The organism is Salegentibacter sp. UBA1130 (assembly GCF_002311535.1).
Classification (GTDB): Bacteria; Bacteroidota; Bacteroidia; order Flavobacteriales; family Flavobacteriaceae; genus Salegentibacter; species Salegentibacter agarivorans.
In genome coordinates this window covers 1-26524 of the sequence record NZ_DCAP01000038.1, presented here as the reverse complement: position 1 = coordinate 26524, position 26524 = coordinate 1, and the positions used below count along the sequence as shown (strand labels likewise).

Below are 26524 nucleotides of genomic sequence, written 5' to 3'. Positions count from 1 at the left end.
CACAGAGTTCATGTCCTTAAAAAAAGCGGGTATTATTATCGTTTTGGTTCTTTTAATAGACCAAATTTCAAAATTTTATATCAAAACAAATTTTTCGCTTGGCGAAGAAGTACCGGTTTTTGATTGGTTCAGAATTTTATTTGTAGAAAATGAAGGAATGGCCTGGGGAACCAAGATCCCGGGAGAATACGGAAAACTTTTCCTTACGCTTTTTAGATTGGTGGCCATTGTTGGTATTGGTTACTGGTTGTGGGATTCGGTTAGAAAAAATGGTTCAAGAATCTTAATCACCGCAATAGCTTTAATTTTCGCAGGAGCTTTTGGGAATATTATAGACTCTGTTTTCTACGGAATTGTTTTTAATGGCAGCTATGGGCAGGTAGCCGAATTTATGCCGGCAGAAGGTGGCTATGGTACCTTATTTCACGGTAAGGTGGTAGATATGCTTTACTTCCCATTATGGCAGGGCAATTTGCCCGAATGGATTCCTTTCTGGGGCGGAAATTACTTCACATTCTTTGAACCGGTATTCAATATAGCCGATACCGCAATTAGTGCGGGCGTAATTTTACTGCTGCTTTTTAATAAACGAGCTTTTCCAAAAGAAGAGGAAGAGGCTAAAGCAAGTAACTAACTAAGCGGCTGCGTTTCCGTTTCTATCAAAAATCTTTTCGAATTTCTTTAATTCTATTGGCTTAATTAGATAATCGGTCACCAAATTAATAGATTTTGCGCGTTCCAAATCTCGCGGATCTATTGAAGAACTTACCACATAAAGTGTGATCTTCTTCTCAAAGTTATTCTTAATTTTAATAAATTCATTTAGAAACTCCCAGCCATCCATAACAGGCATATTGATATCCAGGAAAATAATATCGGGAAGTCTATCTTCGGTAGCGTTTTCAAGAATCAACTTAAAATGATCTAAAGCTTCCATACCGTTTTTAAAAATGAGAAGATTGTTAGAAAGTTTTTTAATTTCAATAATCTTCTTAACCAGGTTAACGTATATCTTATCATCGTCAATAATACACGCCAATTCTACTTTTTGCCCCATGAGAATTAGTTTAATTTTTTAAAATTTAATTTTAAATGTAGTGCCTACATCTACAGTGCTGGTTACCGAGATTGTACCCCCAAGTGTTTCCACTTGATTTTTTGTAATAAAAAGGCCAATACCACGGGAATCCAGGTTCTCATGAAAGGTTTTATACATCCCAAACATCTTGTCACCATATTGATCCAGGTCAATGCCCAAACCATTATCACTAACCTCCAAAAAAGGAGTTTCATTCTTCAAATAGGTTTGAATATAAATTACCGGTTTTCTACCCGGATGTTTATATTTAATGGCATTTGTAATTAAATTTAGTAAAATACTTTCAAGATATTCAGGTATATAGCTAATTTCTTTTAGGGCGTGAAATTCAGCTACGATTTTTGCATTTTCCCGATTAATTAATGAAGAAGTTGAAGCCATTACCCCACTTAGGGCTTTTTCGAAAGAAACAATTCGGCGTTCTTTTCCTAAAACCGTTTGTTTATTTACAATTTCATTAAGCTCATTTATAGCTAAATCCAGATTTTCAGAAATATCGGCTACATTAGGAATTAATTCAATTTTATCTTTATCGGTTTTGGCGTCTTTTAGTAATTCAACAATTAGACACAGGTTACTGCTATGGGAGCGTAGGTGGTGGGAGACAATATGTGCAAAATTGAATAAACGGGAATTTTGGGTAGCAACAAGGTCTAGAGAATTCTGTAAATTCAATTCGTTTATTTTCTGATCGTTTATATCCTGAAAAACACCCCGAATTCCAATAATATCCTGGTCTTCGTTATAAACGGGTTTTCCGGTGGCGCGAACCCAGAAATCTTTGTTATAGAGATTCCGCATTTTTAGTTCAACCTTAAACGGAATTCCATATTTCTCACATTTATCAAATGCTGAAGTTACTTCCTGATGTTCCTCGGGCGCATAAAATCTTAAATGTTCATTGTAGGGTGGTTGATAATCCAGGGGGCATCCAATTATCTTTTTTGTCACATTATCCCAATAAATATTCTTGTTCTGGGTGTCTATATACCAACCCCCGGTATTGGTCATTTGTGCGGTTTCGTGATAATAAAAGAAGTTTTCTTCAATAGTATATTGGTCGCGTTTATTTTGATGAATGTTTACAAAAAGAAGTACTGCGGTTTCCTTATTATTTTCTTTATTCTTTAAGTTTCGGCATTCGAACCAGCGATATTTACCATTATTAAGTTTCAGTTTAAGCTCTATGCTAAAAGCTTCATTTTCTTCGGTAAGTTTATCAAAATAAAGTCTGAAATCGTAGCGATAATCCTGGTGCAGAATTTCCTTTAAAAAATATTCAAAATGAGATTCAGAAAAAATGGGATTCCCCACAAGTGTATCAAAATGTTCGGACCAGCTCACCTCTTTGTTGAGAAGATTGATCTTCCAGTAGGCGATATCAAAATCTTCAAGAATGCTGTTTAATTGAAGGTCGTTTAGCATTAAAGGGGCGAAAGTTTTGTTAAAAATAACAGAATACTTCCTAATTCCCTAATTTTTAAAGCTATATATTTTACCCGGTGTAACACAATAATCCAATGGAATATCGCTGCTAAAAACTTCTTTAAATGCCGGCTCTGCTTCGAAGAATGAAAGTCCTACCTTAATTACATCAGGCTTACATTCACTTAAAAAGTTATCGTAAAAACCTTTGCCGTAGCCTATACGGTGGCCGTTTTCGTCAAATGCGAGAAGCGGTACAAAAACCACATCTATTTGGGCTGGAGCGATTGGAATACCACCCTCGGGCTCTGGAATATTCCAGCGGTTCTTTTTTATAACGCTGCTATCGGTAAGTAAAAAATGTTCCAGTTTATGTTTTTTCACATCGGTTTTAGACAGCACTACGTTCTTGTCTTTTCCCTGGAGAATATGTAAGATATTTTCGGTATCGATTTCTTTTTGTTCCGCAATACTTAGAAAAAGATGGTAAAATTCTTTTTCCCAAACGGGTAGTTGAAGTAATTGATTGGCAATTTCAAGGCTAAGCGCTTCTATTTTTTCTTCGGAAAGCTCTAAACGTAATGCTTTGTATTTTTTTCGTAATTCGGCTTTATTCATCTTTTGGTGGTGCTGAAATATGAAAAATAGCATCTCCCTGGTAAACAATGGGAGATTCGTTAATATTAATTACATAGCCGGTATTTACCGCCTTAATTTTATGCCTGAATTTCCCATAAGGATCGGTAATAGTACCAATGTATTCCCCTTTTTCTACGTGTTTACCACAAGGAATTTTTATGTGAAGCAAACCGCTGTATTTAGCGCGCATCCAGTTGGTATTTTCAATCACTACGGTTTCGGTAATCGCATCTGGATATTCAAAATTTGGATTTAGCATTTCTAAAAAGCTCAAAATTCGCATGGCGCCTTCTACCCCGTGTTTGGCGATATCTTTATTGCTGTCCTGAGATTTTCCGCCTTCAAAAAGTAACACCGGAATTCCTTTCTTAGCACAGGTTTCACGATAAGATTTTGTAATGGTTTTTGAATGTATAGTAAAAGGAGCGCTAAAAATACGTGCGTATTTAAGACTTTGTTCATCGCCTCGTTTCACCCTTATTTGTGGGGCATTAAACCTGCTGGCGCCACCAGTGTGAAAGTCTAAACAGAAATTTGCAAGTGGTAATATTTTCTTTACAAACTGAAATGCAAACCTGCTGGCCAATGAACCGTGTTTGGTTCCCGGAAACATTCGGTTGAGGTCACGACCATCGGGAAATTCCCGGCGTAAGTTCAGAAATCCAAAAATATTCACCACGGGAATACAAATAACGGTTCCTTTTTGAGGCCTATTGATTCCTTTGGAGATAATTTGCCGAACAATTTCTACCCCGTTAATTTCATCGCCGTGAATTCCTGCAGTTATTAAAACAACGGGACCAGGCTTTTTAGAACGTTCAATAATTACCGGTACCTCCACCGAGGTAGTGGTGTAAAGTTTGGCCATATTAAAATTAATAGTGGCGCTTTTTCCCGGCTTTACCTTTTCTCCCAGGATTTCCAGAACATTGTCACTGGTTATTTTTGCCATAGGCTAAACGTTCCTTTCAATATATCTTATTATGGATTTGGCAATATCTTTACCGGTAGCTTTCTCAATACCTTCTAAGCCCGGAGAAGAATTTACCTCAAGAATTAGTGGCCCGCGGGCACTTTGTAGCATATCTACCCCGGCAACCCCAAGCCCCATTGCTTTGGTGGCTTTAACGGCTGCAATTTCTTCTTCGTCGGTAAGTTCAACAACTTCTGCGCTGCCGCCGCGGTGAAGATTAGATCTAAATTCTCCTTCTTTACCCTGTCTTTTCATGGCGCCAACTACGTGACCGTCTACCACAAAAGCCCTAATGTCTCCACCTTTAGCTTCTTCAATAAATTCCTGAACAATTACCCTGGCTTGTAAACCGTTAAAAGCTTCAATTACCGATTCTGCGGCGTTATTAGTTTCAGCTAAAACAACACCAACGCCCTGGGTTCCTTCTAATAGTTTTATAACTAAAGGTGTGCCGCCAACTTGTTTTATAACACCAGATACATCCCTGGAATAGTTAGTGAAAACTGTTTTTGGCAGTCCAATTTTTGCACGGGAAAGTACTTGTAAACTTCTCAGTTTATCACGGCTTCTTACCAAAGATTCAGATTCTGTAGTGGTGAACGCGCCCATCATCTCAAACTGTCTTACCACCGCGGTACCATAAAATGTTACCGAAGCTCCAATTCTTGGAATTACTGCATCTACACCTTCTATATAGCCACCTTTGTAGTAAATATTAGGTTTACGCTTCTCAATAACAATGTCACACTTTAGAGGATCTATAACTTCTACTTCGTGCTTGCGTTTTGTAGCAGCTTCTACAAGACGTTTTGTAGAATATAAATGGCTATTACGCGAAAGAATTTTTATTTTCATTTTTGTTTAAAATTGTAAGAAACGTCAGTTAATTCGGTGTCCACGATAAATTTTTTGGTAAGGAATTTTCGGCCAATTAGCACCGGAAACCTCATTTCCTGTCGGGAGGACAAAGAAAGGGAAATTTTATAGACCTTATTAAAAATTTTAATAGTGGATATTACCTGATATCTTTTTTGAATAATTCCGTTACTGCTACGCACAAAAACGATATCATAATCTGTAAAAGTAAATTTTTTTCCGTTGTACAAAGGATGTTCTTCATCCAGAAAAGTGCATTCTAAAACCCCATCTTTTTCAACAATATTTTCACAGTGTATAGATGAAGTATAAGCACCGGTATCAATTTTAATAGCTATATCATTTAAATGCAGTGCCGGGAAATCTGCTTTATCAAAACGCCCAATTACTGTTTTCTCCATACCGCAAGGTAGTAAAATACACATCTAATTTTTTTATAGAAATTATAAAATTTAATGAACGTCAAGCCCATAGCTAAGCTGAGGAACGGAATTTTGACCTTCAAATTAATATAAATTTAACATTTACTGGCGCTATCAATTTTTACTGCTACGCATAATAAATTCTACCTTTGGGGAAATGGAAACGCCAGCTTTAGAAGTACAATTAAAAACTCTTCCCAATAGTCCCGGGGTGTACCAGTATTACGATAAAAACGGGAAAATTTTATATGTAGGGAAAGCCAAAAACCTTAAAAAAAGGGTGACTTCCTATTTTACCAAACGCCACGACAGTCATAGAATTGGCGTGATGGTAAAAAAGATAAAGGAGATAAAGCACATTGTTGTAGAATCTGAAACCGATGCTTTACTTTTAGAAAATAATCTTATAAAAAAGCATCAGCCGCGGTTTAACGTGATGCTTAAAGATGATAAAACCTATCCGTGGATTTGCATCAAAAATGAACGTTTTCCAAGAGTTTTTCCTACCCGGAAATTAATAAAAGACGGTAGCGAATATTATGGGCCTTTTACAAGTTTTAAAACGGTAAATACGCTGCTTGATCTAATAAAAGGGCTTTACAAGCTTAGAACCTGTAATTATGATCTTTCAGAAGAAAAAATAAGGAACGGGAAATACAAGGTTTGCCTGGAATATCATTTAGGAAACTGTAAAGGCCCTTGTGAAGCAAAACAGCCTGAGGCAGAATACAACAGTAATATTGAAGCGATTCGGCAAATTGTAAAAGGAAATTTTAAAGATTCTTTACAGCAATTTAGAGAGCAAATGAAGTTGCACGCTGAGAAAATGGAGTTTGAAGATGCACAGCGTATAAAAAATAAGATTGATGTACTGGAAAATTACCAGTCTAAATCTACAGTGGTTAATCCAAAAATTACCAATGTTGATGTGTTTTCTATAGTTTCAGATGAAGGCTATGGATATGTAAATTTTCTCCAGCTTTCCCACGGTGCGATTATTAGGTCGCATACCATAGAAATGAAGAAAAAGCTGGATGAAACCGATGAAGAATTACTGGAACTGGCAATTACCGAAATTCGGCAGCGCTTTAGTTCAAATTCTAAAGAAATATATGTGCCCTTTAAGGTTGATGCCGGCGAAGAAGTGAAAGTAACTATTCCAAAACTAGGCGATAAAAAGAAGATTGTAGATTTATCGCTTAGAAATGCCAAATATTACCGCCAGGAACGTTTTAAGCAAATGAAAATTGTAGATCCAGACCGCCACGTAAAACGAATTATGGCACAAATGAAAGAAGACCTTCGGTTAAATGTAGAACCAAGACATATAGAGTGTTTTGATAATTCTAATATCCAGGGAACAAATCCCGTGGCGGCTTGTGTGGTTTTTAAAAACGGCAAACCCAGCAAAAAAGATTATCGTAAATTTAATATCAAAACCGTGGAAGGCCCAGATGATTTCGCTTCTATGGAAGAAGTGGTTTTTAGGCGCTACAAACGTTTGCTTAATGAGGGTGAAGATTTGCCGCAACTCATCATTGTAGATGGGGGAAAAGGCCAGCTTTCTTCAGGTGTAAAAGCATTGGAAGCTTTGGATTTACGAGGAAAAATAGCCATTATAGGAATTGCAAAACGCCTGGAAGAGATTTTTTATCCGGGAGATACCATTCCGCTTTATTTAGATAAAAAGTCTGAAACTTTAAAAATTATTCAGCAGCTTAGGAATGAGGCGCATAGGTTTGGAATTACTTTTCATCGTAACAAAAGGAGTAAAACTGCGTTAAATACAGAGTTGGAAGAGATTACCGGCATTGGAGAAAAAACCGTGGTAGAATTATTTAAACAATTTAGATCGGTAAAACGAATAAAAGAAGCTTCAGAAAAAGAACTCGCCGAGGTTATTGGAGTTTCTAAAGCGGGAATAATTTTCAATCATTATCAAGAGAAAAATTAAAACAGCATTTTGCGCAATATAAATTACAAATGAAAAAACTACTGCTTTTACTTTTTCTGTTTGTAATGCTTCCGGGAATTTCCCAGGAGCAGGAAGATTTAAAAGTTGGGCTGGTTTTAAGTGGTGGTGGTGCAAAAGGCCTGGCTCACATTGGTGCGTTAAAAGTGATTGAAGAAGCCGGGATTAGAATAGATTATATTGGGGGCAGCAGTATGGGCGCAATTATTGGCGGTTTGTATGCTTCAGGTTATACGGCACACGAGTTAGATTCAATTTTTCACGAGACTAATTTTAATATTTTAATTCAGGATAATATTCCGCGTAGCGCAAAATCTTTTTACGAAAAGGAAGATGCCGAAAAATATGCCATTAGCCTGCCTTTTGATGATTTTAAAATAGGTTTTCCCGCAGGACTTTCCAGGGGGCAAAATATCTATAATTTAATGTCCCAGCTTACCATGCATTTGGGAAATGTAGATGATTTTGAAGAATTACCTATTCCGTTTTTTTGTGTTGCTGCCGATGTGGAAACCGGGGAAGAAGTGATATTAGACGAAGGCTCTTTTGCGCAGGCGGTTTCTGCCAGTGGCGCAATCCCTTCTATTTTTAGTCCTGTAAGTTTAAATGGACGGTTGCTAACCGATGGTGGGGTTGCCAATAATTATCCCGTAGAAGAACTTAGAAAAAGGGGTGCTGAAGTGATTATTGGCGTAGATGTGCAGGATAGCCTGGTAAATAAAGACGATTTGCGCAATGTTTTTGATATTCTTGCTCAAATAAGCAATTTCCGGACAATTAGTGATATGAAGGAAAAAATTCCTAAAACCGATATTTATATCAAACCAGATATTAGTCCATTTTCAGTATTGTCTTTTGAGAAAGGAGAGGCAATTATAGATTCGGGAAGGGTGGCTTCGCTAAAAAGAAAAGATGATCTGGAAAAGCTGGCTGCACGCCAAAGCACGGGTCCGCGCAATATTGTAATTCCAGAGATGGATACTTTGCAAATAAGTACGCTTACTTTAGAGGGTAATAATAATTATCCGCGGTCTTATATTCTGGGAAAATTAAGATTGAATTACTTTACAGATTTCACCTTTAAAGAGCTCAACGAAGGGATAAATAACCTATCTGCTACCGGGAATTTTAACCGAATTAATTATAGGTTAATTCCTAATAACGACGACCAACTTTACACTTTAAGTCTGCAAATAGAGGAAAGTAAAAATAAGAGCCTGCTAAGATTGGGAGTGCATTATGATGAACTTTACCAAATTGGTGCCCTTATTAATTTTACTCATAAAAGTTTGTTATTTACTAACGATGTAACTTCTTTAGATGTGGTGGTGGGAGATCAATTTAGGTATAATTTTGACTATTATATAGATAAAGGTTTTTACTGGAGTATTGGTGTTAAATCACGATATAATAATTTTGATTATCCGGTTTCTTTTGATTTTGCCAGTGAAAATGCCGAATTGCAGGATATTGGGGTAAACAGGATAGATATAGATTACCGCGATTTTACCAACCAATTTTATGCGGAAACTTTATTTAAGCAGGTTTTTTCATTCGGACTGGGAGCCGAACATAAATTTTTAAAAATTGCTTCTGAAACTTTAAATAATCCCAATCCTGAAATAAGCGATACCCGCCTTTTTGAAAACAGCCATTATTACAGTGCTTTTGGTTATTTAAAATACGATTCTTACGATAACAAATACTTCCCTTCGCGCGGTGTTTATTTTGATGGGAATTTTCATCTTTACTTGTTTTCTTCAGATTTTAATAATGATTTTTCTGAATTTTCTATCGCAAAAGGAACTTTAGGTTATGCTTTTTCTCCCATCAATAGATTTTCTACCCGAATTGTAACTGAAGCTGGATTTAAAATAGGAAACGACGGTGTAAACACGCTGGATTTCTTTTTGGGAGGATATGGAAATAACCTAATCAATAATTTTGTTCCATTTTACGGCTACGATTTTATTAGTCTTTCGGGAGATAGTTACATAAAAGGACTCGTGGAATTTGATTATGAAATTTTCAGAAAAAATCATGTGATTGCAAGTGCGAATATTGCCAATGTGGGCAATAAATTATATTCTTCTGGAGATTGGTTTACCATGCCAGATTTTACCGGCTATGCCCTTGGTTACGGCATAGATACTTTTATAGGTCCGTTAGAGGTAAAATATACCTATTCTCCCGAAATTAAATCCAGCCAATGGTTTTTTAGCCTTGGTTTCTGGTTTTAGGATATTCAAAAAAAAATTCTATTTTTTAAATAATCACCTACATTTTCTGATGCTAATTTCCTCCAGAAGTTTGCTTTTTTGCTACAGGTTTTTAGAGATGTTTTAAGAATGTTTCCTTAAAAATTCCCGATATTTGTTTTAAAGTAAAATAACACTGAAAAAAATAACAAATTCTCAATATTCTTTTGGAAATTGGGGGTTGAATTAAAAATATCAGATTATGCCTTTTTATCATAAACTCGGTAAAATTCCTCATAAACGCCATACGGTTTTTAAAAAGCCAGATGGCAGCCTTTATTACGAACAGCTTTTTGGAACTATTGGTTTTGACGGGATGTCTTCTAATCTCTATCACGAACACCGGCCAACCCAGGTTAAAGAGGTTAAAGGAAGTTATAGTGTAAAACCAAAAATAGCTTCAGAAAACAATATAAAATCTTATCGTTTTAAAGGTTTTCAGGTAAAACCGAATCCCGATTATCTTGAAAGCCGAAAAGTGGTTTTAACCAATAGTGATGTAGATATCACCCTGGCTTCTCCACAAGGTTCTACAGATGATTATTTCTATAAGAATTCAGATTCAGATGAATTGCTTTTTATCCATAAAGGAAGCGGAAAATTAAGAACACATCTTGGAAATCTTGATTTTAAATACGGCGATTATTTATTAATTCCGCGAGGAACTATTTATAAAATTGATTTTGACGATGAAGACAATCGCTTATTTATTGTAGAATCAAGAAGGCCAATTTATACGCCTAAACGCTACAGAAACTGGTTTGGGCAATTGCTAGAGCATTCTCCATTTTGCGAGCGGGATCTAAGACAACCGCACGAATTAGAAACCAATGACGAAAAAGGAGATTTTTTAATTAAAATTAAAAAGCAGGGCGAAATATTCGATATGGTTTACGCTACGCATCCATTTGATGTAGTAGGTTATGATGGCTATAACTATCCGTATGCTTTTTCAATTCACGATTTTGAGCCTATAACGGGAAGAATTCACCAACCACCACCGGTGCATCAAACTTTTGAGACCGATGCTTTTGTGGTGTGCAGTTTCTGTCCGCGTAAATACGATTATCATCCAGAAAGTATTCCGGCGCCATATAGTCACAGTAATATAGATAGTGATGAGGTATTGTATTACGTAGATGGTGATTTTATGAGTAGAAACGATATTGAAGCCGGACATATTTCGTTGCACCCGGCGGGAATTCCGCACGGGCCGCACCCGGGAGCCGTAGAACGAAGCATTGGCCAGGTAGAAACCGAGGAATTAGCGGTTATGGTAGATACTTTCAAGCCATTAATGCTTACCGAAGATGCAATGGAAATTGCCGATGAAACCTACCATAAATCCTGGTTGGATGAAAATCATTAAGATTTATAATTAAAAATATTAGCAATAAAAAATATAAAAATGAGTACTGATAATACATCACTTAAATTAGAAAAGGTAATGCAGGATGCTGAAGATTTTCTTCCTATCCTGGGAACCGATTTTGTTGAACTTTACGTAGGTAACGCCAAGCAGGCAGCTTATTACTACCAACATGCCTGGGGTTTCCAGCCTGTGGCTTATTCTGGTTTGGAAACAGGTAGAAAAGACAGTGTTTCTTATGTGCTTCAACAGGGAAAAATTAGAATTGTACTTACTTCCCCGCTTCAGCCGGAAGGTGATATTAATGCCCACATTAATAAGCACGGAGATGGTGTGAAAATGGTGGCACTTTGGGTAGACGATGCCAGGAAAAGTTATGAAGAAACCACGAAAAGAGGTGCTAAATCTTATGTGGCACCTTATGAAATGGAAGACGAACACGGGAAAGCTGTGATTTCAGGAATTCATACTTACGGGGAAACCATTCACTTGTTCGTAGAACGAAAAGATTACGAAGGTCCATTTCTTCCCGGTTATAAAACCTATGCTACTAAAGTGCAGGCAGAAGATACAGGCCTAAAATACATAGACCATATGGTGGGAAATGTAGGCTGGAACGAGATGAACAAATGGGTAGATTTCTATGCTAAAGTAATGGGCTTCGCACAAATGGTGTCTTTTGATGATAAAGATATTTCTACAGATTATACGGCTTTAATGAGTAAGGTAATGAGTAATGGGAATGGTAGGATTAAATTCCCAATTAACGAACCTGCAGAAGGAAAGAAAAAATCGCAGATAGAAGAATATATAGATTTTTATAATGGTGCAGGAGTGCAGCATATTGCGCTGGCTACAGATAATATTATTGAAACCGTAACTCAACTTAGGGATCGCGGGGTAGAATTCCTGTATGTTCCCGAAACTTATTATGACACTTTATTAGATAGAGTAGGGAAAATAGATGAAGATCTAGAACCATTAAAAGAACTTGGGGTATTGGTAGATCGTGACGATGAAGGTTACCTTTTGCAGATATTTACCAAACCGGTTTTAGACCGTCCAACAATGTTTTTCGAGATAATTCAGCGAAAAGGAGCCCAATCTTTTGGAAAAGGGAACTTTAAAGCACTTTTTGAAGCTATTGAGAGAGAACAGGATTTGCGAGGAACCTTGCAATAAATTTTAAAATAACTTAATTAACTAAAGTTTATAGTTAAAAAATTAAATTACTGAAAAATTTTGTGTTAAACTCAATTTTATGGTTGCTATAACTCTATTAAATACTGACTTTTGCGCTCGCATTTTTGGAGTGGTTACCAATAATGTATTTAATTTTTCATAATTTAAGTTTTAGTTGGTTAATAAGACAAAAACCCCGTCATTAATTTGATGGGGTTTTTTGTTTTAATACATTTGGAATAGAAATTGTAAATATCCATAGCCCAAGCACTCTGTAAATCAGTATTTAAAAATTTGGTATGAAAAAAAGTATATTTACAATATTCCTTCTACTTTTAACCGGCTTCGCACTTCAGGCTCAATCTCAAAAGGCATTTGGCGCGGGCGAATGGTTTAAATTCCGTATACATTATGGCCCTTTTAATGCAAGTTTCGCCACTTTAGAGGTAGATGAAACCAATATAAAAGGCAAACCGGTTTATCATATTGAAGGGAAAGGGAAATCTACCGGATTACTGCACTGGTTTTTTAAGGTAGATGATAATTATCAAACTTATATAGATAAACAAGACGGGAAACCTTATAAATTTATTAGAAAAATAGATGAAGGGGGTTATACCAAAGACCTGGAAATAGACTTTGATCATAGCGATAATAAGGCATTCGTTTTTGATAAAAAACGCAACGAAAATCATACCTATACGACCAAGCCGAATGTTCACGATATGTTATCGGCATTTTATTATATTCGCAACAATATTAAAAACGACGAACTTCGCCCTGGAGATGAAATGCGCCTCAATCTATTTATAGATGATGAGAACATGGATTTTAAACTAAAATTTTTAGGCCGGGAGGTTATAAAAACCAAGTTTGGTAAGGTGGCTACTTTAAAATTCAGGCCGTATGTTATGGCCGGCAGGGTTTTTAAAGAAAAAGAAAGTCTTACTTTTTGGGTTAGTGACGATGCTAATAAACTGCCTATTAAAATTGAAGCAAATCTCGCAGTTGGATCTTTAGATGCCGATTTAGATGAATATAAAGGCCTAAAGCATCCGTTTAAAATAATTATGGAATAATACATGGAAATTAAGCCGGAAATTGCAGAACGTATTTTTGCATTAGAGGAAAAGTTTAAAAATTCAGGTCAGGATTTGGCTTCCTATTTAGATGGACTTTTATATGATAGGTACCTTACGTATTGGGATTATTTAAGTATAGACACTTTGTTAAGTCTGCAAAAAACCTTAACCCATTTTCCAGACGAAAAAATCTTTATTTCTTACCATCAAATTACCGAACTTTATTTTAAGCTCATTATCCATGAGCAGAAGCAAATAATTGAGGCTGAAGCTCCAGATGCCGGTTTTTTAATTGAAAAATACAATCGTTTAAATCGTTATTTCAGGATTCTAACCGATTCTTTTGATGTAATGATTAAAGGAATGGAAAGAGAGCAGTTTCTTAAATTTAGAATGTCTTTGTTGCCTGCCAGCGGATTTCAATCTGCACAGTTTAGAATGATAGAGCTCTATTCTACTCCTTTAGAGAATTTGGTTTCATTTAAAATTAGAGAACAATTTTCTAAAGAAAGTAGTTTAGAAGATTTGTACGAAAATATTTACTGGAAAAAAGGTGGTATCGATTTAAAAACGGGGGAGAAAACCTTAACCTTAAAACAGTTTGAGAAACGCTATACTGCGCGTTTTCTTAGAATAGCTTCAGAATATAAGGGGAGAACCCTTTACCATAAATATCAACAACTTCCAGATTCGGTTAAAAATAATAAGGGATTAAAAGAAGCATTACGTAATTTTGACGCCAATGTAAATATAAATTGGCCCCTTATGCATATGGGTGCTGCTTACAGATATTTAAATAAGGATAAAGAAACTATTGCTGCTACCGGAGGCACAAATTGGAAAGAATTTTTGCCGTCGGGATTTCAGAGAGTTAGTTTTTTTCCTTATTTATGGAGTGAAGAAGAATTAGAAGATTGGGGCAAAGAATGGGTGAACCATATGTTTAACACACAGAAAGAAAATTGCTAAAAAATTGAAGAAAATAAGTTTCCTACTGGTATTGATGTTGGCTTTCACAGCCTGTGAAGATGACGCAAAAGAAACCGCCCTTAATGAAGAAAAGGTAGAAAAGAAAGTGCCTAAACCTGTTGAGAAAGAATTCGGGTTTATCCTGGATAATTTCGAAGTTGTAAATGGCACTGTGGAATCTGGAGATAGTTTTGGCTATATTCTAGATCAACACGGGGTAGATCGCGGCAGGATTTACCAGATTTCAGAAAAAGTAAAGGACACCTTTAATTCCGCTAGAATTACTGCCGGGAAAAAATATAAAATTCTTAAAGCCAAAGATTCTGCTAATACCCCACAATTTTTCATTTATCAACATGACAGGGTTAATTATACAGTGCTGGGAATTGGTGATAGCATTAGTGTAGAGCGAAAAAAGAAGCCGGTAAGTGTAAAGAGAAGAGAAGTGTCTGGAGTAATTACATCTTCCCTTTCAGAAGCCGTTCAGGCGCAGGGTTTAAGTAATCTATTGGTTTATGAACTTTCAGATATTTACCAGTGGAGTATAGACTTTTTTAAACTTCAGAAAGGCGATCAGTTTAAAATGATTTATTCTGAAAAATATATTGATGATACCATTTTTGTGGGGATTGAAAATGTTGAAGCCGCAGTTTTTAAACACGGTGATAAACCTTTTTATGCATTTGAATACGAAACCGATTCACTAACCGGGCAACCCAGTTTTTATGATGAAGAAGCAAAGGCACTACAAAGCTTCTTTTTAAAAGCACCATTAAATTATAGCCGAATTTCTTCCAGATATACTAAAAGAAGATTTCACCCGGTTCAAAAACGATGGAAAGCGCACCTGGGAACAGATTATGCTGCGGCCCATGGAACGCCAATTGTAAGCACTGCCGATGGAACGGTAATCGCTTCCAGTTATACTTCCGGAAACGGGAATTATGTAAAAGTGAGGCATAACGGTAAGTATACCACGCAGTATTTGCATATGAGTAAACGAAATGTGCGTAGTGGCCAAAGAGTAAAACAAGGCGATGTTATTGGTTATGTGGGGAGTACCGGTCTTGCTACAGGTCCGCATGTGTGCTATCGCTTCTGGGTTCACGGGAAACAGGTAGATCCTTATCGCCAAAATTTACCCACTGCAAAACATATAGAGCCCGAGCATAAGGAACAGTATTTTGCCGCCATAGAAGATTTAAAAACTTCGCTGGATAAAATTCCTTATAAAGAATATAAAAAATAGGTTCCAATAGGAACATCCTTAATATTAGAGTGAAAAGATTGGTTCAATCTTAAATCACTCATTTTAAATAAAAATTAAAAGTTTTAGGCCAAGGCCAGGAAAAGAAAAATTTAAATGAAAAATATAAATCCAACCCAAACAACAGCCTGGAAAAAATTAGAAAAGCATTTTAACGAAGTGCAGCAACTGCAGTTAAAAGAGCTATTTGAAAAGGATACTGAAAGGGCTTCTGCATTTACCATTGCCTGGGAGGATTTTTACCTGGATTACAGCAAAAACCGAATAACTAACGAAACTCGCGATTTACTTCTTGAGCTGGCTAAAGAATGTGAGCTGCAATCGGCAATAGACTCATATTTTAATGGAGATGCGATTAACAAAACCGAAAATCGCGCAGTCTTACACACGGCATTAAGAGCTCCTGCTGGGTCTGAAATTACCCTGGATGGTGAAAACGTAGTGCCTGAAGTGCAGGAAGTAAAAGAAAAGATCAGGAAATTTTCTGAAAAAATTATTAGCGGCGAGAAAAAAGGTTTTACCGGGAAAGCATTTACCGATGTTGTAAATATTGGGATTGGAGGTTCAGACCTTGGTCCGGTGATGATCACAGAATCGCTTCAGTTTTATCAAAACCATCTTAAAGTTCATTATGTTTCTAATGTAGATGGGGATCACGTAAACGAAATCTTAAAAAATTTAAATCCTGAAACTACTTTATTTCTTGTAGTTTCAAAAACCTTTACTACCCAGGAAACTCTTTCTAATGCTACCACAATTAGAAATTGGTTTAGAAAAACTGCTCCGCAGGAAGCAGTTGCTGAACATTTTGCGGCAGTTTCCAGCAATTTAAAAAATGTTGAAGAATTTGGGATCGCTATAGAAAATGTATTTCCTATGTGGGATTGGGTTGGCGGTCGTTTTTCTTTATGGAGTGCGGTTGGACTTTCTATAAGCCTGGCAGTAGGTTATAATAACTTTGAAGCTTTATTGAATGGTGCCCATATGATGGACCAACATTTTAAAACTTCAGATTTTAAAGAAAATATTCCTGTACAATTAGCTATGCTAAGCATTTGGTACAACAATTTTTATAAAGCAGAAAGTGAAGCGGTAATTCCTTATACACAATATTTACACAGGCTTCCCGCATATTTGCAGCAGGCAATTATGGAGAGTAATGGTAAAAGTGTAGACAGAAACGGTAAAAAAGTTGATTACCAAACTGGAACTCTAATTTGGGGTGAGCCAGGAACCAACTCCCAGCATGCTTTCTTTCAATTAATTCACCAGGGCACTAAACTGATTCCTGCAGATTTTATAGGATTTAAAAAATCCCTGCACCAAAATGAAGATCACCACAATAAATTAATGGCTAATTTCTTTGCACAAACCGAGGCCTTACTTCAGGGGAAATCTAAAGTCGAAGTAAAACAGGAACTCGAAGCCCAGGGATTATCCAAAGATGCGGTAGAAAAGTTATTACCATTTAAAGAATTTGATGGGAATAAACCAACCAACACATTGCTTATAGATAAACTTACTCCTGAAAGTTTAGGAAAACTTATCGCGATGTACGAGCATAAGATCTTTGTGCAGGGTGTAATTTGGAATATTTTTAGCTATGACCAGTGGGGTGTGGAATTAGGAAAGCAACTTGCAAGTAAAATTCTTGCGGAAATCGAAAGCAAATCTCCAGATTCTCATGATTCTTCTACTAAAAATCTATTAACCTTCTTTTTAAAGTAATAATTCTAATTTTGTTAACAAAATGTTGAGATCAATAGGCCTCAACAAATCAATTAGTTAAAATTTTGTTTTAGTTTTGCGGCGGAACAGATGTTAAAGTTAATTTCTTAACATTCCAGTGATACTGGCCTGTGAGTATTTAGCTTTTTTTGCATCGAAATTTAAACTCAAAACAAACAAATTTTAAGCATGAGGAAATTATTACTCCTGGCCTTGGTTTTAACTTCGGCCACAATTTTTGCTCAAGGAACTCTTACCGGAACGGTAATCGATTCTGAAATGGATGGTCCCCTGCCCGGTGCAACCGTAATGGTAGAGGGAACAAACAATGGAACTACCACCGACTTTGATGGAAATTTTTCTTTGAATGTAGATTCAAATTCAGGAAAAGTAAAAGTTAGCTTCGTTGGGTACACTACAAAAACTTTAGATTTTAACCTTACCAATGGTACGCAGAATTTAGGTGAAATAATCCTTAATGCTGATGCAGGTGCTTTGGAAGAAATTGTAATAACAAGTTTTTCTCTGGCGATAGATAGAAAAACACCGGTTGCGGTTTCTACTATTAAAGCAGAGGAAATTGAATTAAAATTAAGTAACAAAGAATTCCCTGAGATCTTACAATCTACACCCGGTATTTTTGTTCACAAACAAGGTGGTGGATTTGGAGATGCAGAACTTAGATTAAGAGGTTTTGATTCTGAAAACGTTGCGGTAATGATTAACGGTGTTCCGGTAAACGACATGGAAAACGGGAATGTTTACTGGAGTAACTGGGCCGGACTTTCAGATGTTACTCAAACTATGCAGGTGCAAAGAGGTCTTGGAGCTTCTAAAGTAGCTGTACCTTCTATTGGTGGAACTATAAACATTGTTACAAAATCTACTGATGCCGAAGAGGGAGGAAGTATTTTTGCAACAACCGGTAATGACGGTTATCAAAAATATGGCGGAACAGTTTCTACAGGGTTGTTAGATAATGGTTTTGCCGCTACAGTTTCTTTATCTAAAACTACTGGTAACGGGTACGTAGATGGAACTGAGTTTGAAGGTTACTCTTATTTTGTAAACCTTGCAAAGAAATTTAATGAAGATCATGAATTATCTTTTACAGCTTTTGGAGCACCCCAAGAACATGGGCAAAGAGAAACTTCTCATTTAATTGAAACTTTTCGCCAAAGTGAAAGAGGAAGAAAATTTAACGGAGATTGGGGTTATTTAAACGGTGAGGTTACTCACGTACAAGATAACTTTTACCACAAGCCTCAAATGTCTTTAAACCACTACTGGGATATTTCAGATAAAACTGAATTATCTACAGCTTTGTACGCATCTTTCGGTACAGGTGGTGGCGGTGGCTACGATGGGGCTGCTAACCTAAGAAGTATCGATTCTCCATATAGAAATGGATATCTACAGCCTTTTAATTTAGATTTAGTAGTAGATGAAAACGTGGCAAACGGCGCGCTTGGTTCTGAAACTATTCTGTATAACTCAAGAAACGACCATAACTGGTATGGTGCACTTTCTACCTTAACTACAGAAATTACTGAAGATATAGATTTATTAGCCGGTATAGATCTTAGGTATTACAAAGGAGAACATTTCCAGGAAGTAAAGAATCTTCTGGGTGGTACTTACTGGTTAGACGATAGTAATGCTAACAACCCGGTAAATGTTGCGCAGGTAGGAGATAAAATTAACTATCATAATGATGGCTTGGTACATTGGGAAGGTGGATTCCTTCAGGCAGAGTACTCTAAAGACGATCTTTCTGCATTTATCTCGGGAGCTGCTTCAAATACTTCATATAAAAGAATTGATTATTTCAATTACCTGGATTCTGATAACCTTCAGGAAACAGATTGGGTAAGCTTTTTTGCACCAAGTATAAAAGGTGGAGCAAACTATAACATTAACGACACACACAATGTTTTTGCAAATATTGGTTATTTTGAAAGAGCACCTTTCTTTGACCAGGTTTTTCTAAACTTTGTTAATGATGTGAATGATGAAGCTGAAAATCAAAAGATATTCAGTACCGAAATTGGGTATGGGATTAGAAGCTCAAAATTTAGAGCTAACTTAAATATTTATAGAACGAGTTGGCAGGATAAACCTTTCACACAAACTATTTTCGATACTGAATCGGGTGAGAATTATACGGCTAATATCCTTGGGGTAAATGCTTTGCACCAGGGTATTGAATTCGACTTTAGTTTTAAACCTATAGATAATCTTACTATTAACGGTATGGCTTCTATTGGAGACTGGAAATGGGATAGTAACGTGCAGGATGTAATGATCTTTGATGAAGAACAAAACCCAATTCTTGAAGAAGGAATAGATCTTTATCTTAAAGATATTCCTGTAGGAGGTAGTGCGCAAAATACCTTTGCACTTGGTGGAGACTACGAAGTACTTCCTGGAACGATTATTCGTGCTAATTGGAATTATGTAGATAAGCTTTATACTCAATTCGATATACTTGGCGTGAGCTCGGGAGATGATTATGAGCCCTGGGAAATTCCATCCTACGGACTGTTAGATGCTGGCCTTACTCATAAATTTGAGTTTGGAGGTTTTGAAGCTACTTTAAATGGTAACGTAAATAACATACTGGATACCGAGTATGTAAGTTTTGGTTTTGATGGCTCTAACTCTAATGCAGAAACTGCATCGGTATGGTACGGGTTTGGTCGTACATATACCGTAGGAATGAAAATAAATTTTTAAAAACATAGAGATGAAAAATACTTTTTACCTTTTAATGCTTTTCATAGGGGTCGCCATCACGGGTTGCGAGCCTATGGAAGACATCCATAATGACATTGATGAGAAAATCAGCAATGTTGAGGGGTCTATGGACTATACCCTGCAAGAAGAAGACTATACCGATAATCTTGGTTTAAGTTTTACTAGCTTTGACTCTGAAGACGATGCACGCGAATTAATTCCTGCACTATTATCAGATCTTTATCCTGCTTTGGGAAAAAATTCTTCAGTAAATGTAACTTTTAACGTTTATGACCCAATTAGGGTAGAAGAATATGTGGTTACAGCAACAGATTATGAAGCTGTTGGATTAACTGAAAATTATTTTTCAGGAATGGTAGATATTGTAGATTTTCTTGAATTTCAATTTCCTCAGGCAGAAGAGGGAGATTATGTAGAATTAACTTATAACACTCTTGCCGATGAGGAAGTTTATATGCTTACTGATGCAGATTTCAGTTTAATTGGAGATGAGTTTGAAGATGATTATCCTAATCCGGCATCAAGTGTTAAGGAGCATGGAAACTTTGAAAGAAGAGAAACCAATGATGCGTACTGGAGTAGCGAGATGATTCTTGAAGCGATTAATGAGGTGCTTTTAGAAAATATAGACGGCGTAGAGGGTCAAAAATATAACGTATCCTACGATATATATAATGGAAGTGCAGGGACCGAAAGTATGACGGTTCAGTTCAATGGAAATGCCTATGTAGCTGTAGGAGGAACTCCTTATGAACTAACAACCGATGATTATGACCTGGCTGGTGCAGAATTAGCTGAAGCATATCCCGATCCTGCAGGAAATGCAGCGCAATATCACAGTTTTGCTATAGATGAGGATAGTGATGACTACTGGAGTATGGATATGATTTTAGAAGCTTTTAATATTGTTTTAAAAGAAAATTTTCCTGATGCAGTAGATGGAGATAAATTTGAAGTAAGTTATGATGTATATAGCGGCGGTGTTTCTACCAAATTACAGGCTGTTATTTTACAAGATGGCACTTATGTAATAGATGAAAGTGCTGCAGTATCTACTATTGAAGAAACAAAGGTATTTGCTTTTACTAACAATAGTTGGAATACTCCGCTTATACTGGAAGAGGAAGATTATACCGAAATGGGGCAGAGTTATCCAAACTTTGACGATGAGGATGAAGCTATTTATAAACTGGCTATTTTCTTAGAAAACCGATTTCCTTATGCTCAGGATGGTGATTTTGTAGCCCTTGGTTACGATTTCTACTCTGGCGAAACTACTAGAGAATATGCTAATTTCGTTTTTGAAGATGGTGAGTTTAATTATATTCCAAGTGTAGTAGAAAGTAGCCTTCAGTTTGGAAATGATGGTACACAATGGGTTCCAGACAATACAATTAGATATTCTCTTAGCGGGGCAGACTATGGAATTATAGCTTCTGCTTTAGAAGACGATTACGGAAATCCGGTAGAAAGTATGGAGAATTACTCTAACTTTGATAGAAGAGAAGGTAATTCGGCTTACTGGAGTGATGAAATGTTATTGGAAGCTATGCAGGCACTGCTTAACGAAATTGCACCAAATGCAGAAGTAGGTCAGCAGTATGTGTTAACTTTCGATATTTATAACGGTACAAATACTACCGAGTCTTTAAGCCTAATTAAAGATGAATCTGGAACCTGGGTTCTTAATAATGAAGAGTAAATTTCAGATTTCATAAAAGTATAAACCTCTTATCGGTCAATGCCGGTAAGAGGTTTTTGTTTATAGAATAATTATCAAATTTCAATTTTTTAAAATTTTTAAATGAAAAAGTTTCTTTTTTTAGCTTCAACGATCCTCTTTTTTGCAGGATGTAGTAGTGACGACGATGTTAGCCCGGTAGTAAATCCGGAAACTAAAAATCCTGTTGCGACAGCCGATGCGGTGTCAACTTCAGAAAATGAAGAATTAAAAATAGCAAAAGATTTTTTGCTTGAAAATGATGAAATTGTAGATCTATCCCGAATCAGTGATTTTGATTCTGAAACTACCGAAGGTGGTGAGGTTGTAGATAATCGTGACGGAACCTTTTCATATTTCCCACCAGAAGATTTTCAGGGAGAAGACAGTTTTTCCTATGATTTGTGTGTGCCTGGAAGCCAGGATCGTTGTGCTTCGGCAGTAGTTACTATTGCTGTTGGAGATGCCGGTTCTCCTGTTGCCGAAGATGATTCCTATGAGACCAATGAAGGAAGTGAACTTCGCATTAACAATCATTTATCTAACGATAATTTGATAGATAATGCCGAATTAAGTTCTGTTAACAGCGACGATACCGCTGGTACGGTAGTATTAGAAGATGATGGCAGTATAACTTATACTCCTGCTGAAGGTTTCTCAGGAGAGGATACTTTTACTTATACTATTTGCGATAATGATGAGGAAGCCGAGTGTTCTACAGCTACGGTTACTATTAATGTGATAGATGAAGGTTCACCTGTTGCTGCAGATGATACTGTAGTAATTGATATGAATACATCAGAATTTACTATTAATAGTTTACTAAATAATGATGAGGTTGTAGATGACGCCGAAATCACTTCTATAGACGATACAGACACTCGCGGAGCGTTAACTTTAAATGATGACGGAAGTATATCTTATATTCCTGAAGTTGGATACCTTGGTGAAGATACTTTTACCTATACACTTTGCGATGACGACGAAGAGGCAACCTGTTCTACCGCTACAGTAACCCTAACCCTTGTAGACCCTGTTAGTTTCAATATACCTTCAGAACTGGAAGATTATTATGATGGTCTTGCGATTTCTCAAAACGAAGATCTTAATTATAAGGTAATTTCAGAACTTACCAATGAGATGCATACTACCATTCTTTCTTATGGTCAGCGCCACGATTATCTCTATAATGCCGATGAAGATTTGGAAAATGAAGATAATGTAATTCTAATTTATTCTGGTGAAAGTAGGTATTGGGAAGAATATTCTTCAGGAAATAACTCATACTCTCCCCAAACTTTTAATACAGAACACGTTTTTCCACAATCACTTTTGGTTAGTGAGATAGCTCGTACAGATCTACATCATTTAAGAGCTGCAGATGCAGATGTTAACGAATTACGTTCAAATAATCCATATACAGAGGGTGGTGGAGATTACGATTCTGTAGATGATACTGCTTTCTTTCCAGGTGATGAATGGAAAGGAGATGTAGCACGTATGATTCTTTATTTAAATGTGCGTTATAATGAAGATATTAGTAAGGTTGGAAACCTGGAACTTTTCCTTAAATGGAACAGGGAAGACCCGGTTTCGGCTTTTGAAATACAAAGAAATAATGTTATAGAAGGAGCCCAGGGTAACCGTAATCCATTTATAGACAATCCATACCTGGTGACCCTTATTTGGGGTGGCGATGCAGCTGAAAATACCTGGGAATAATTTAATTTATTTCTTATTCTTAAAAACCAGCCTATAGAGGCTGGTTTTTTGTTTTAACTAAACTTAACTTTTTTAACAGAAAATGGTTTATTCTCTATCATTTCTAATTTTTTTATCTCACTAAAATTTAAGTTGTTAAGAGATAAATTGTTTCTATTGTATAAAAGTTAAAGTTAAAAACCTTAACAATCAGATAAACTTAGCAGACGATAATTTGAGTTCTTTTGCAGTGATTTTAAACTCAAAAAACAAACAACTTAAAACTCAAAAATGAGGAAATTACTCGCATTAGCGTTGTTTCTAACATCAGCTACAATTTTTGCTCAGGGAACTCTTACCGGAACGGTGATTGATTCTGAAATGGACGGTCCCCTTCCGGGTGCAACCGTTATGGTAGTTGGTACTAACAATGGTACTACTACAGACTTTGATGGAAATTTTTCTTTAGATGTAAAAGCTGCTTCGGGGAGAATAAGCGTAACCTTTATTGGTTATGAAAGACAAACCATTAACTTTAATATAACTGGTGGTGCTACACAAAATTTAGGGACAATTACTTTAGGTCCAGATGCCGATGCATTGGCCGAGGTGGTAATTACCGGTATTGCCGATTTAGCTAAAGATCGTGAAACTCCTGTGGCTGTTTCTACCATTAGAGCTGCCGAAATTCAGGAGAAATTAGGTTCGCAGGAATTTCCTGAAATTTTGAACAACACGCCTTCTATCTACGCCACCAAACAAGGAGGTGGATTTGGAGATGCCCGTATTAATATTAGAGGGTTTGACACTAATAACTCTGCGGTAATGATAAACGGTGTGCCAATTAACGATATGGAAAATGGTTCGGTTTATTGGAGTAACTGGGCTGGTTTAAGCGATGTAGCTTCGGCTATTCAGGTTCAAAGAGGATTAGGTTCTTCTAAATTAGCGGTATCTTCTGTAGGTGGAACCATCAACGTGGTAACAAGAGCCGCAGATAGATCTGAAGGTGGATTTGTAACAGTTATGACGGGTAATGATTCTTACTTAAAGACTGTTGCTTCTTATAACACGGGTCTAATGGAAAGTGGTTTTTCTACAACTGTATTATTAAGTCAAACTCAAGGAGACGGCTATGTTGACGGAACCGAATTTCAGGGGTACAACTATTATTTAGGTTTTGGATACAGACCTAATGATACTCACGATTTTCAGTTTACAGTAACTGGTGCACCACAATGGCACAACCAACGTAGCAGAAGTAGCTCGATTGATGTTTATCAACAATATAGTGATAATGAAGATCCAAATATAAAATATAATGAAAACTGGGGTTATAGAAATGGAGAAGAGTTTTCTTTTACCAGAAACTTCTACCACAAGCCAATTATGTCTTTAAACTGGGATTTCGATATTAATTCTGTCACTAAACTTTCTACTTCAGCTTACGCTTCTTTTGGACGTGGAGGTGGAACCGGAGAAATTGGTACTATAAATGGAAGAAGACAATTTGCGCTTCCAAGAACCGATAATGGCTTAATAAGAGTAGACGATATTTTTGCTTACAATAGTGGGCAGGCCGTTCCAGACTTTGGAAATGACGCTAACCCAGAAGGACAGAGAACACTTACCGATGGTATTTACCTTAACCAGGGTAATGGAGATAGGTCTTCTGCTAACGGAATTACAAGAAGAGCTTCTATAAACTCTCACAACTGGTTTGGTGTGTTATCTAACCTAAGTAACCAGTTAACAGATGAGCTTACTTTAGATGTAGGTGTTGATTTAAGAACTTACAAAGGTATTCACTATAGAAGAGTTAATAATTTAATGGGAGGTGACGCTTATTTACAAACCGATAACGTTAATAATGATCCCAATCCTGTACAACGTCAAACGTACGATGCAGATCCTAACTTCTGGGTATTCTCTGATATTGATTCAGAAGAAAAAATAGATTATTATAACGATGGTTTAGTAAGATGGGCCGGTACTTTTGGACAGTTGGAATATACAAATGATATAATTTCAGCATTCGTTCAGGGATCTATCTCTAACCAGGGCTTTAAAAGAGTTGAGTATTTTGGAGAACTTGAAGGTAGTCAGGAAACCGATTGGGAAAATATAATTGGTGGAAATATTAAAGGTGGTTTAAACTGGAATATTGACGAAAGACATAACATTTATGCAAATGCAGGTTACTATTCTAAACAACCTCTTTTTGATGCAGTGTTCATTAACTTCGGAAATAATTTAAACCCAGATCTTCAAAACGAACAGGTAATTGGTACCGAGATTGGGTACGGTTTTAGATCCAGTTTCTTTAGTGCGAACGTGAACCTTTACAGAACTTCGTGGGCAGATAGATTTGAAAGTACAGGAGCTGTATTTAATGCAGAAACGCCGCAGGAAGTTAGAGGTACTGCAAATCTTTATGGAATTACCCAGGTGCATACTGGTTTTGAATTAGACTTCACCGGTAGAATTTCAGATAAATTAAGATACAATGGGATGATGTCTATTGGTAACTGGGAATATCAGGATGATGTTGAAACAGCATATTTTGATAATGATCAAAGCCCTATCTTAGATGAAAACGGAAATCCACAAACTGCAACTTTAGCTTTAGATGGTGTAAAAGTTGGAGATGCTGCACAATTTACTGCCAGTCTTGGAGCAGATTATACCATTATAGAAGGTTTAAGAGTAGATGCGAATTACAGGTATGTAGATAATCTTTATGCTGACTTTGATGCTACTGATGCTTTAGGTGAGGAGAATTTTGAAGCTTTAAAATTACCTTCGTTTGGATTGGTTGATGCAGGTGCTTCGTTTAGATTGCCAATTGGGCAAAATAACAATAACCTGAACTTTAGAGTTAATGTAAATAACGTATTTGATACAATGTACATTTCTGAAGCTGATACCAATCTTTTAGCGGGTGCTGGTGATGAAACGTACCAGGGAATTAATGTTAATAACAGGGTGTATTTCGGATTCGGAAGAACCTGGAATGCGGGAGTTACTTTTAACTTCTAAATAAAAGAGATTAATTTTCGATAAAAAGAGGCCGTCTAAAAAGTAT

19 protein-coding genes are annotated in these 26524 nt (G+C 36.5%); 13 read left to right on the top strand and 6 right to left on the bottom strand.

Annotated elements, in window-relative coordinates; genetic code table 11:
- The first annotated feature begins 10 nt into the window (after window positions 1-10).
- Window positions 11-634, top strand: a complete 624-nt coding sequence (locus B4F31_RS15045; protein WP_075325217.1) for a lipoprotein signal peptidase — start codon at window positions 11-13, stop codon at window positions 632-634.
- On the opposite strand, the gene B4F31_RS15040 is transcribed toward B4F31_RS15045, so the two are convergent.
- From B4F31_RS15040 to B4F31_RS15015, 6 genes are read right to left on the bottom strand one after another with little or no spacing between them, the layout of a single operon-like run.
- The gene (locus tag B4F31_RS15040) at window positions 635-1057 is read right to left on the bottom strand and encodes a response regulator (RefSeq protein WP_075325216.1); all 423 of its coding nucleotides are present in this window, start codon (window positions 1055-1057) and stop codon (window positions 635-637) included. It abuts the gene before it with no gap.
- Between the two features lie 18 nt (window positions 1058-1075).
- Complete coding sequence (locus B4F31_RS15035; protein ID WP_093304601.1) at window positions 1076-2524, bottom strand: PAS domain-containing sensor histidine kinase; 1449 nt, start codon at window positions 2522-2524, stop codon at window positions 1076-1078.
- 48 nt (window positions 2525-2572) lie between these two features.
- The gene (locus B4F31_RS15030) at window positions 2573-3142 is read right to left on the bottom strand and encodes a 5-formyltetrahydrofolate cyclo-ligase (protein ID WP_075325214.1); all 570 of its coding nucleotides are present in this window, start codon (window positions 3140-3142) and stop codon (window positions 2573-2575) included.
- Complete coding sequence (locus B4F31_RS15025; RefSeq protein WP_075325213.1) at window positions 3135-4115, bottom strand: succinylglutamate desuccinylase/aspartoacylase family protein; 981 nt, start codon at window positions 4113-4115, stop codon at window positions 3135-3137. Before B4F31_RS15025 ends, B4F31_RS15030 begins: the two co-directional genes overlap by 8 nt.
- Window positions 4116-4118: 3 nt before the next feature.
- Window positions 4119-4991, bottom strand: a complete 873-nt coding sequence (gene rimK / locus B4F31_RS15020; protein WP_075325212.1) for a 30S ribosomal protein S6--L-glutamate ligase — start codon at window positions 4989-4991, stop codon at window positions 4119-4121.
- A complete protein-coding gene (locus B4F31_RS15015) occupies window positions 4988-5413 on the bottom strand; it encodes an ATP-dependent zinc protease (protein ID WP_075325211.1) in 426 nt (141 codons plus the stop codon). Before B4F31_RS15015 ends, rimK begins: the two co-directional genes overlap by 4 nt.
- A gap of 178 nt (window positions 5414-5591) precedes the next feature.
- Between B4F31_RS15015 and uvrC the strand changes: the two genes are divergently transcribed.
- The 12 genes from uvrC to B4F31_RS14955 all read left to right on the top strand — a co-directional run bounded on the left by uvrC (window position 5592) and on the right by B4F31_RS14955 (window position 26478).
- Window positions 5592-7388 carry an excinuclease ABC subunit UvrC gene (gene uvrC / locus B4F31_RS15010; protein WP_286761678.1) on the top strand — a complete coding sequence of 599 codons (1797 nt, stop codon included), beginning with the start codon at window positions 5592-5594 and terminating at the stop codon, window positions 7386-7388.
- A 29-nt stretch (window positions 7389-7417) separates the two neighbouring features.
- Entirely contained in the window at window positions 7418-9646 is a 2229-nt protein-coding gene (locus B4F31_RS15005) for a patatin-like phospholipase family protein (protein ID WP_075325209.1), read from the top strand.
- Window positions 9647-9866: 220 nt separating this feature from the next.
- A complete protein-coding gene (locus tag B4F31_RS15000) occupies window positions 9867-11033 on the top strand; it encodes a homogentisate 1,2-dioxygenase (protein WP_075325208.1) in 1167 nt (388 codons plus the stop codon).
- Between the two features lie 39 nt (window positions 11034-11072).
- The gene (hppD, locus tag B4F31_RS14995; RefSeq protein ID WP_093304593.1) at window positions 11073-12215 is read left to right on the top strand and encodes a 4-hydroxyphenylpyruvate dioxygenase; all 1143 of its coding nucleotides are present in this window, start codon (window positions 11073-11075) and stop codon (window positions 12213-12215) included.
- A 299-nt stretch (window positions 12216-12514) separates the two neighbouring features.
- A complete protein-coding gene (locus B4F31_RS14990) occupies window positions 12515-13294 on the top strand; it encodes a DUF3108 domain-containing protein (protein WP_286761677.1) in 780 nt (259 codons plus the stop codon).
- Between the two features lie 3 nt (window positions 13295-13297).
- The gene (locus B4F31_RS14985) at window positions 13298-14266 is read left to right on the top strand and encodes a tryptophan 2,3-dioxygenase family protein (RefSeq protein WP_075325205.1); all 969 of its coding nucleotides are present in this window, start codon (window positions 13298-13300) and stop codon (window positions 14264-14266) included.
- Window positions 14267-14270: 4 nt separating this feature from the next.
- Window positions 14271-15515, top strand: a complete 1245-nt coding sequence (locus B4F31_RS14980; RefSeq protein WP_198036134.1) for a M23 family metallopeptidase — start codon at window positions 14271-14273, stop codon at window positions 15513-15515.
- Between the two features lie 114 nt (window positions 15516-15629).
- Window positions 15630-17261, top strand: a complete 1632-nt coding sequence (pgi, locus tag B4F31_RS14975; protein ID WP_075325203.1) for a glucose-6-phosphate isomerase — start codon at window positions 15630-15632, stop codon at window positions 17259-17261.
- A 189-nt stretch (window positions 17262-17450) separates the two neighbouring features.
- Window positions 17451-19997 carry a TonB-dependent receptor gene (locus tag B4F31_RS14970; RefSeq protein WP_075325202.1) on the top strand — a complete coding sequence of 849 codons (2547 nt, stop codon included), beginning with the start codon at window positions 17451-17453 and terminating at the stop codon, window positions 19995-19997.
- A gap of 10 nt (window positions 19998-20007) precedes the next feature.
- Window positions 20008-21720 carry a hypothetical protein gene (locus B4F31_RS14965; RefSeq protein WP_075325201.1) on the top strand — a complete coding sequence of 571 codons (1713 nt, stop codon included), beginning with the start codon at window positions 20008-20010 and terminating at the stop codon, window positions 21718-21720.
- 102 nt (window positions 21721-21822) lie between these two features.
- A complete protein-coding gene (locus tag B4F31_RS14960; RefSeq protein WP_075325200.1) occupies window positions 21823-23460 on the top strand; it encodes an Ig-like domain-containing protein in 1638 nt (545 codons plus the stop codon).
- A 270-nt stretch (window positions 23461-23730) separates the two neighbouring features.
- Window positions 23731-26478 carry a TonB-dependent receptor gene (locus B4F31_RS14955; protein ID WP_286761676.1) on the top strand — a complete coding sequence of 916 codons (2748 nt, stop codon included), beginning with the start codon at window positions 23731-23733 and terminating at the stop codon, window positions 26476-26478.
- Window positions 26479-26524: the final 46 nt, after the last annotated feature.

What these genes read in the sequence shown, in the direction of transcription:
- B4F31_RS15045 (WP_075325217.1), top strand. Translation starts at nt 11, where the DNA reads ATGTCCTTAAAAAAAGCGGGTATTATTATCGTTTTGGTTCTTTTAATA.
- B4F31_RS15040 (WP_075325216.1), bottom strand. Translation starts at nt 1,057, where the DNA reads ATGGGGCAAAAAGTAGAATTGGCGTGTATTATTGACGATGATAAGATA.
- B4F31_RS15035 (WP_093304601.1), bottom strand. Translation starts at nt 2,524, where the DNA reads ATGCTAAACGACCTTCAATTAAACAGCATTCTTGAAGATTTTGATATC.
- B4F31_RS15030 (WP_075325214.1), bottom strand. Translation starts at nt 3,142, where the DNA reads ATGAATAAAGCCGAATTACGAAAAAAATACAAAGCATTACGTTTAGAG.
- B4F31_RS15025 (WP_075325213.1), bottom strand. Translation starts at nt 4,115, where the DNA reads ATGGCAAAAATAACCAGTGACAATGTTCTGGAAATCCTGGGAGAAAAG.
- rimK (WP_075325212.1), bottom strand. Translation starts at nt 4,991, where the DNA reads ATGAAAATAAAAATTCTTTCGCGTAATAGCCATTTATATTCTACAAAA.
- B4F31_RS15015 (WP_075325211.1), bottom strand. Translation starts at nt 5,413, where the DNA reads ATGGAGAAAACAGTAATTGGGCGTTTTGATAAAGCAGATTTCCCGGCA.
- uvrC (WP_286761678.1), top strand. Translation starts at nt 5,592, where the DNA reads ATGGAAACGCCAGCTTTAGAAGTACAATTAAAAACTCTTCCCAATAGT.
- B4F31_RS15005 (WP_075325209.1), top strand. Translation starts at nt 7,418, where the DNA reads ATGAAAAAACTACTGCTTTTACTTTTTCTGTTTGTAATGCTTCCGGGA.
- B4F31_RS15000 (WP_075325208.1), top strand. Translation starts at nt 9,867, where the DNA reads ATGCCTTTTTATCATAAACTCGGTAAAATTCCTCATAAACGCCATACG.
- hppD (WP_093304593.1), top strand. Translation starts at nt 11,073, where the DNA reads ATGAGTACTGATAATACATCACTTAAATTAGAAAAGGTAATGCAGGAT.
- B4F31_RS14990 (WP_286761677.1), top strand. Translation starts at nt 12,515, where the DNA reads ATGAAAAAAAGTATATTTACAATATTCCTTCTACTTTTAACCGGCTTC.
- B4F31_RS14985 (WP_075325205.1), top strand. Translation starts at nt 13,298, where the DNA reads ATGGAAATTAAGCCGGAAATTGCAGAACGTATTTTTGCATTAGAGGAA.
- pgi (WP_075325203.1), top strand. Translation starts at nt 15,630, where the DNA reads ATGAAAAATATAAATCCAACCCAAACAACAGCCTGGAAAAAATTAGAA.
- B4F31_RS14970 (WP_075325202.1), top strand. Translation starts at nt 17,451, where the DNA reads ATGAGGAAATTATTACTCCTGGCCTTGGTTTTAACTTCGGCCACAATT.
- B4F31_RS14965 (WP_075325201.1), top strand. Translation starts at nt 20,008, where the DNA reads ATGAAAAATACTTTTTACCTTTTAATGCTTTTCATAGGGGTCGCCATC.
- B4F31_RS14960 (WP_075325200.1), top strand. Translation starts at nt 21,823, where the DNA reads ATGAAAAAGTTTCTTTTTTTAGCTTCAACGATCCTCTTTTTTGCAGGA.
- B4F31_RS14955 (WP_286761676.1), top strand. Translation starts at nt 23,731, where the DNA reads ATGAGGAAATTACTCGCATTAGCGTTGTTTCTAACATCAGCTACAATT.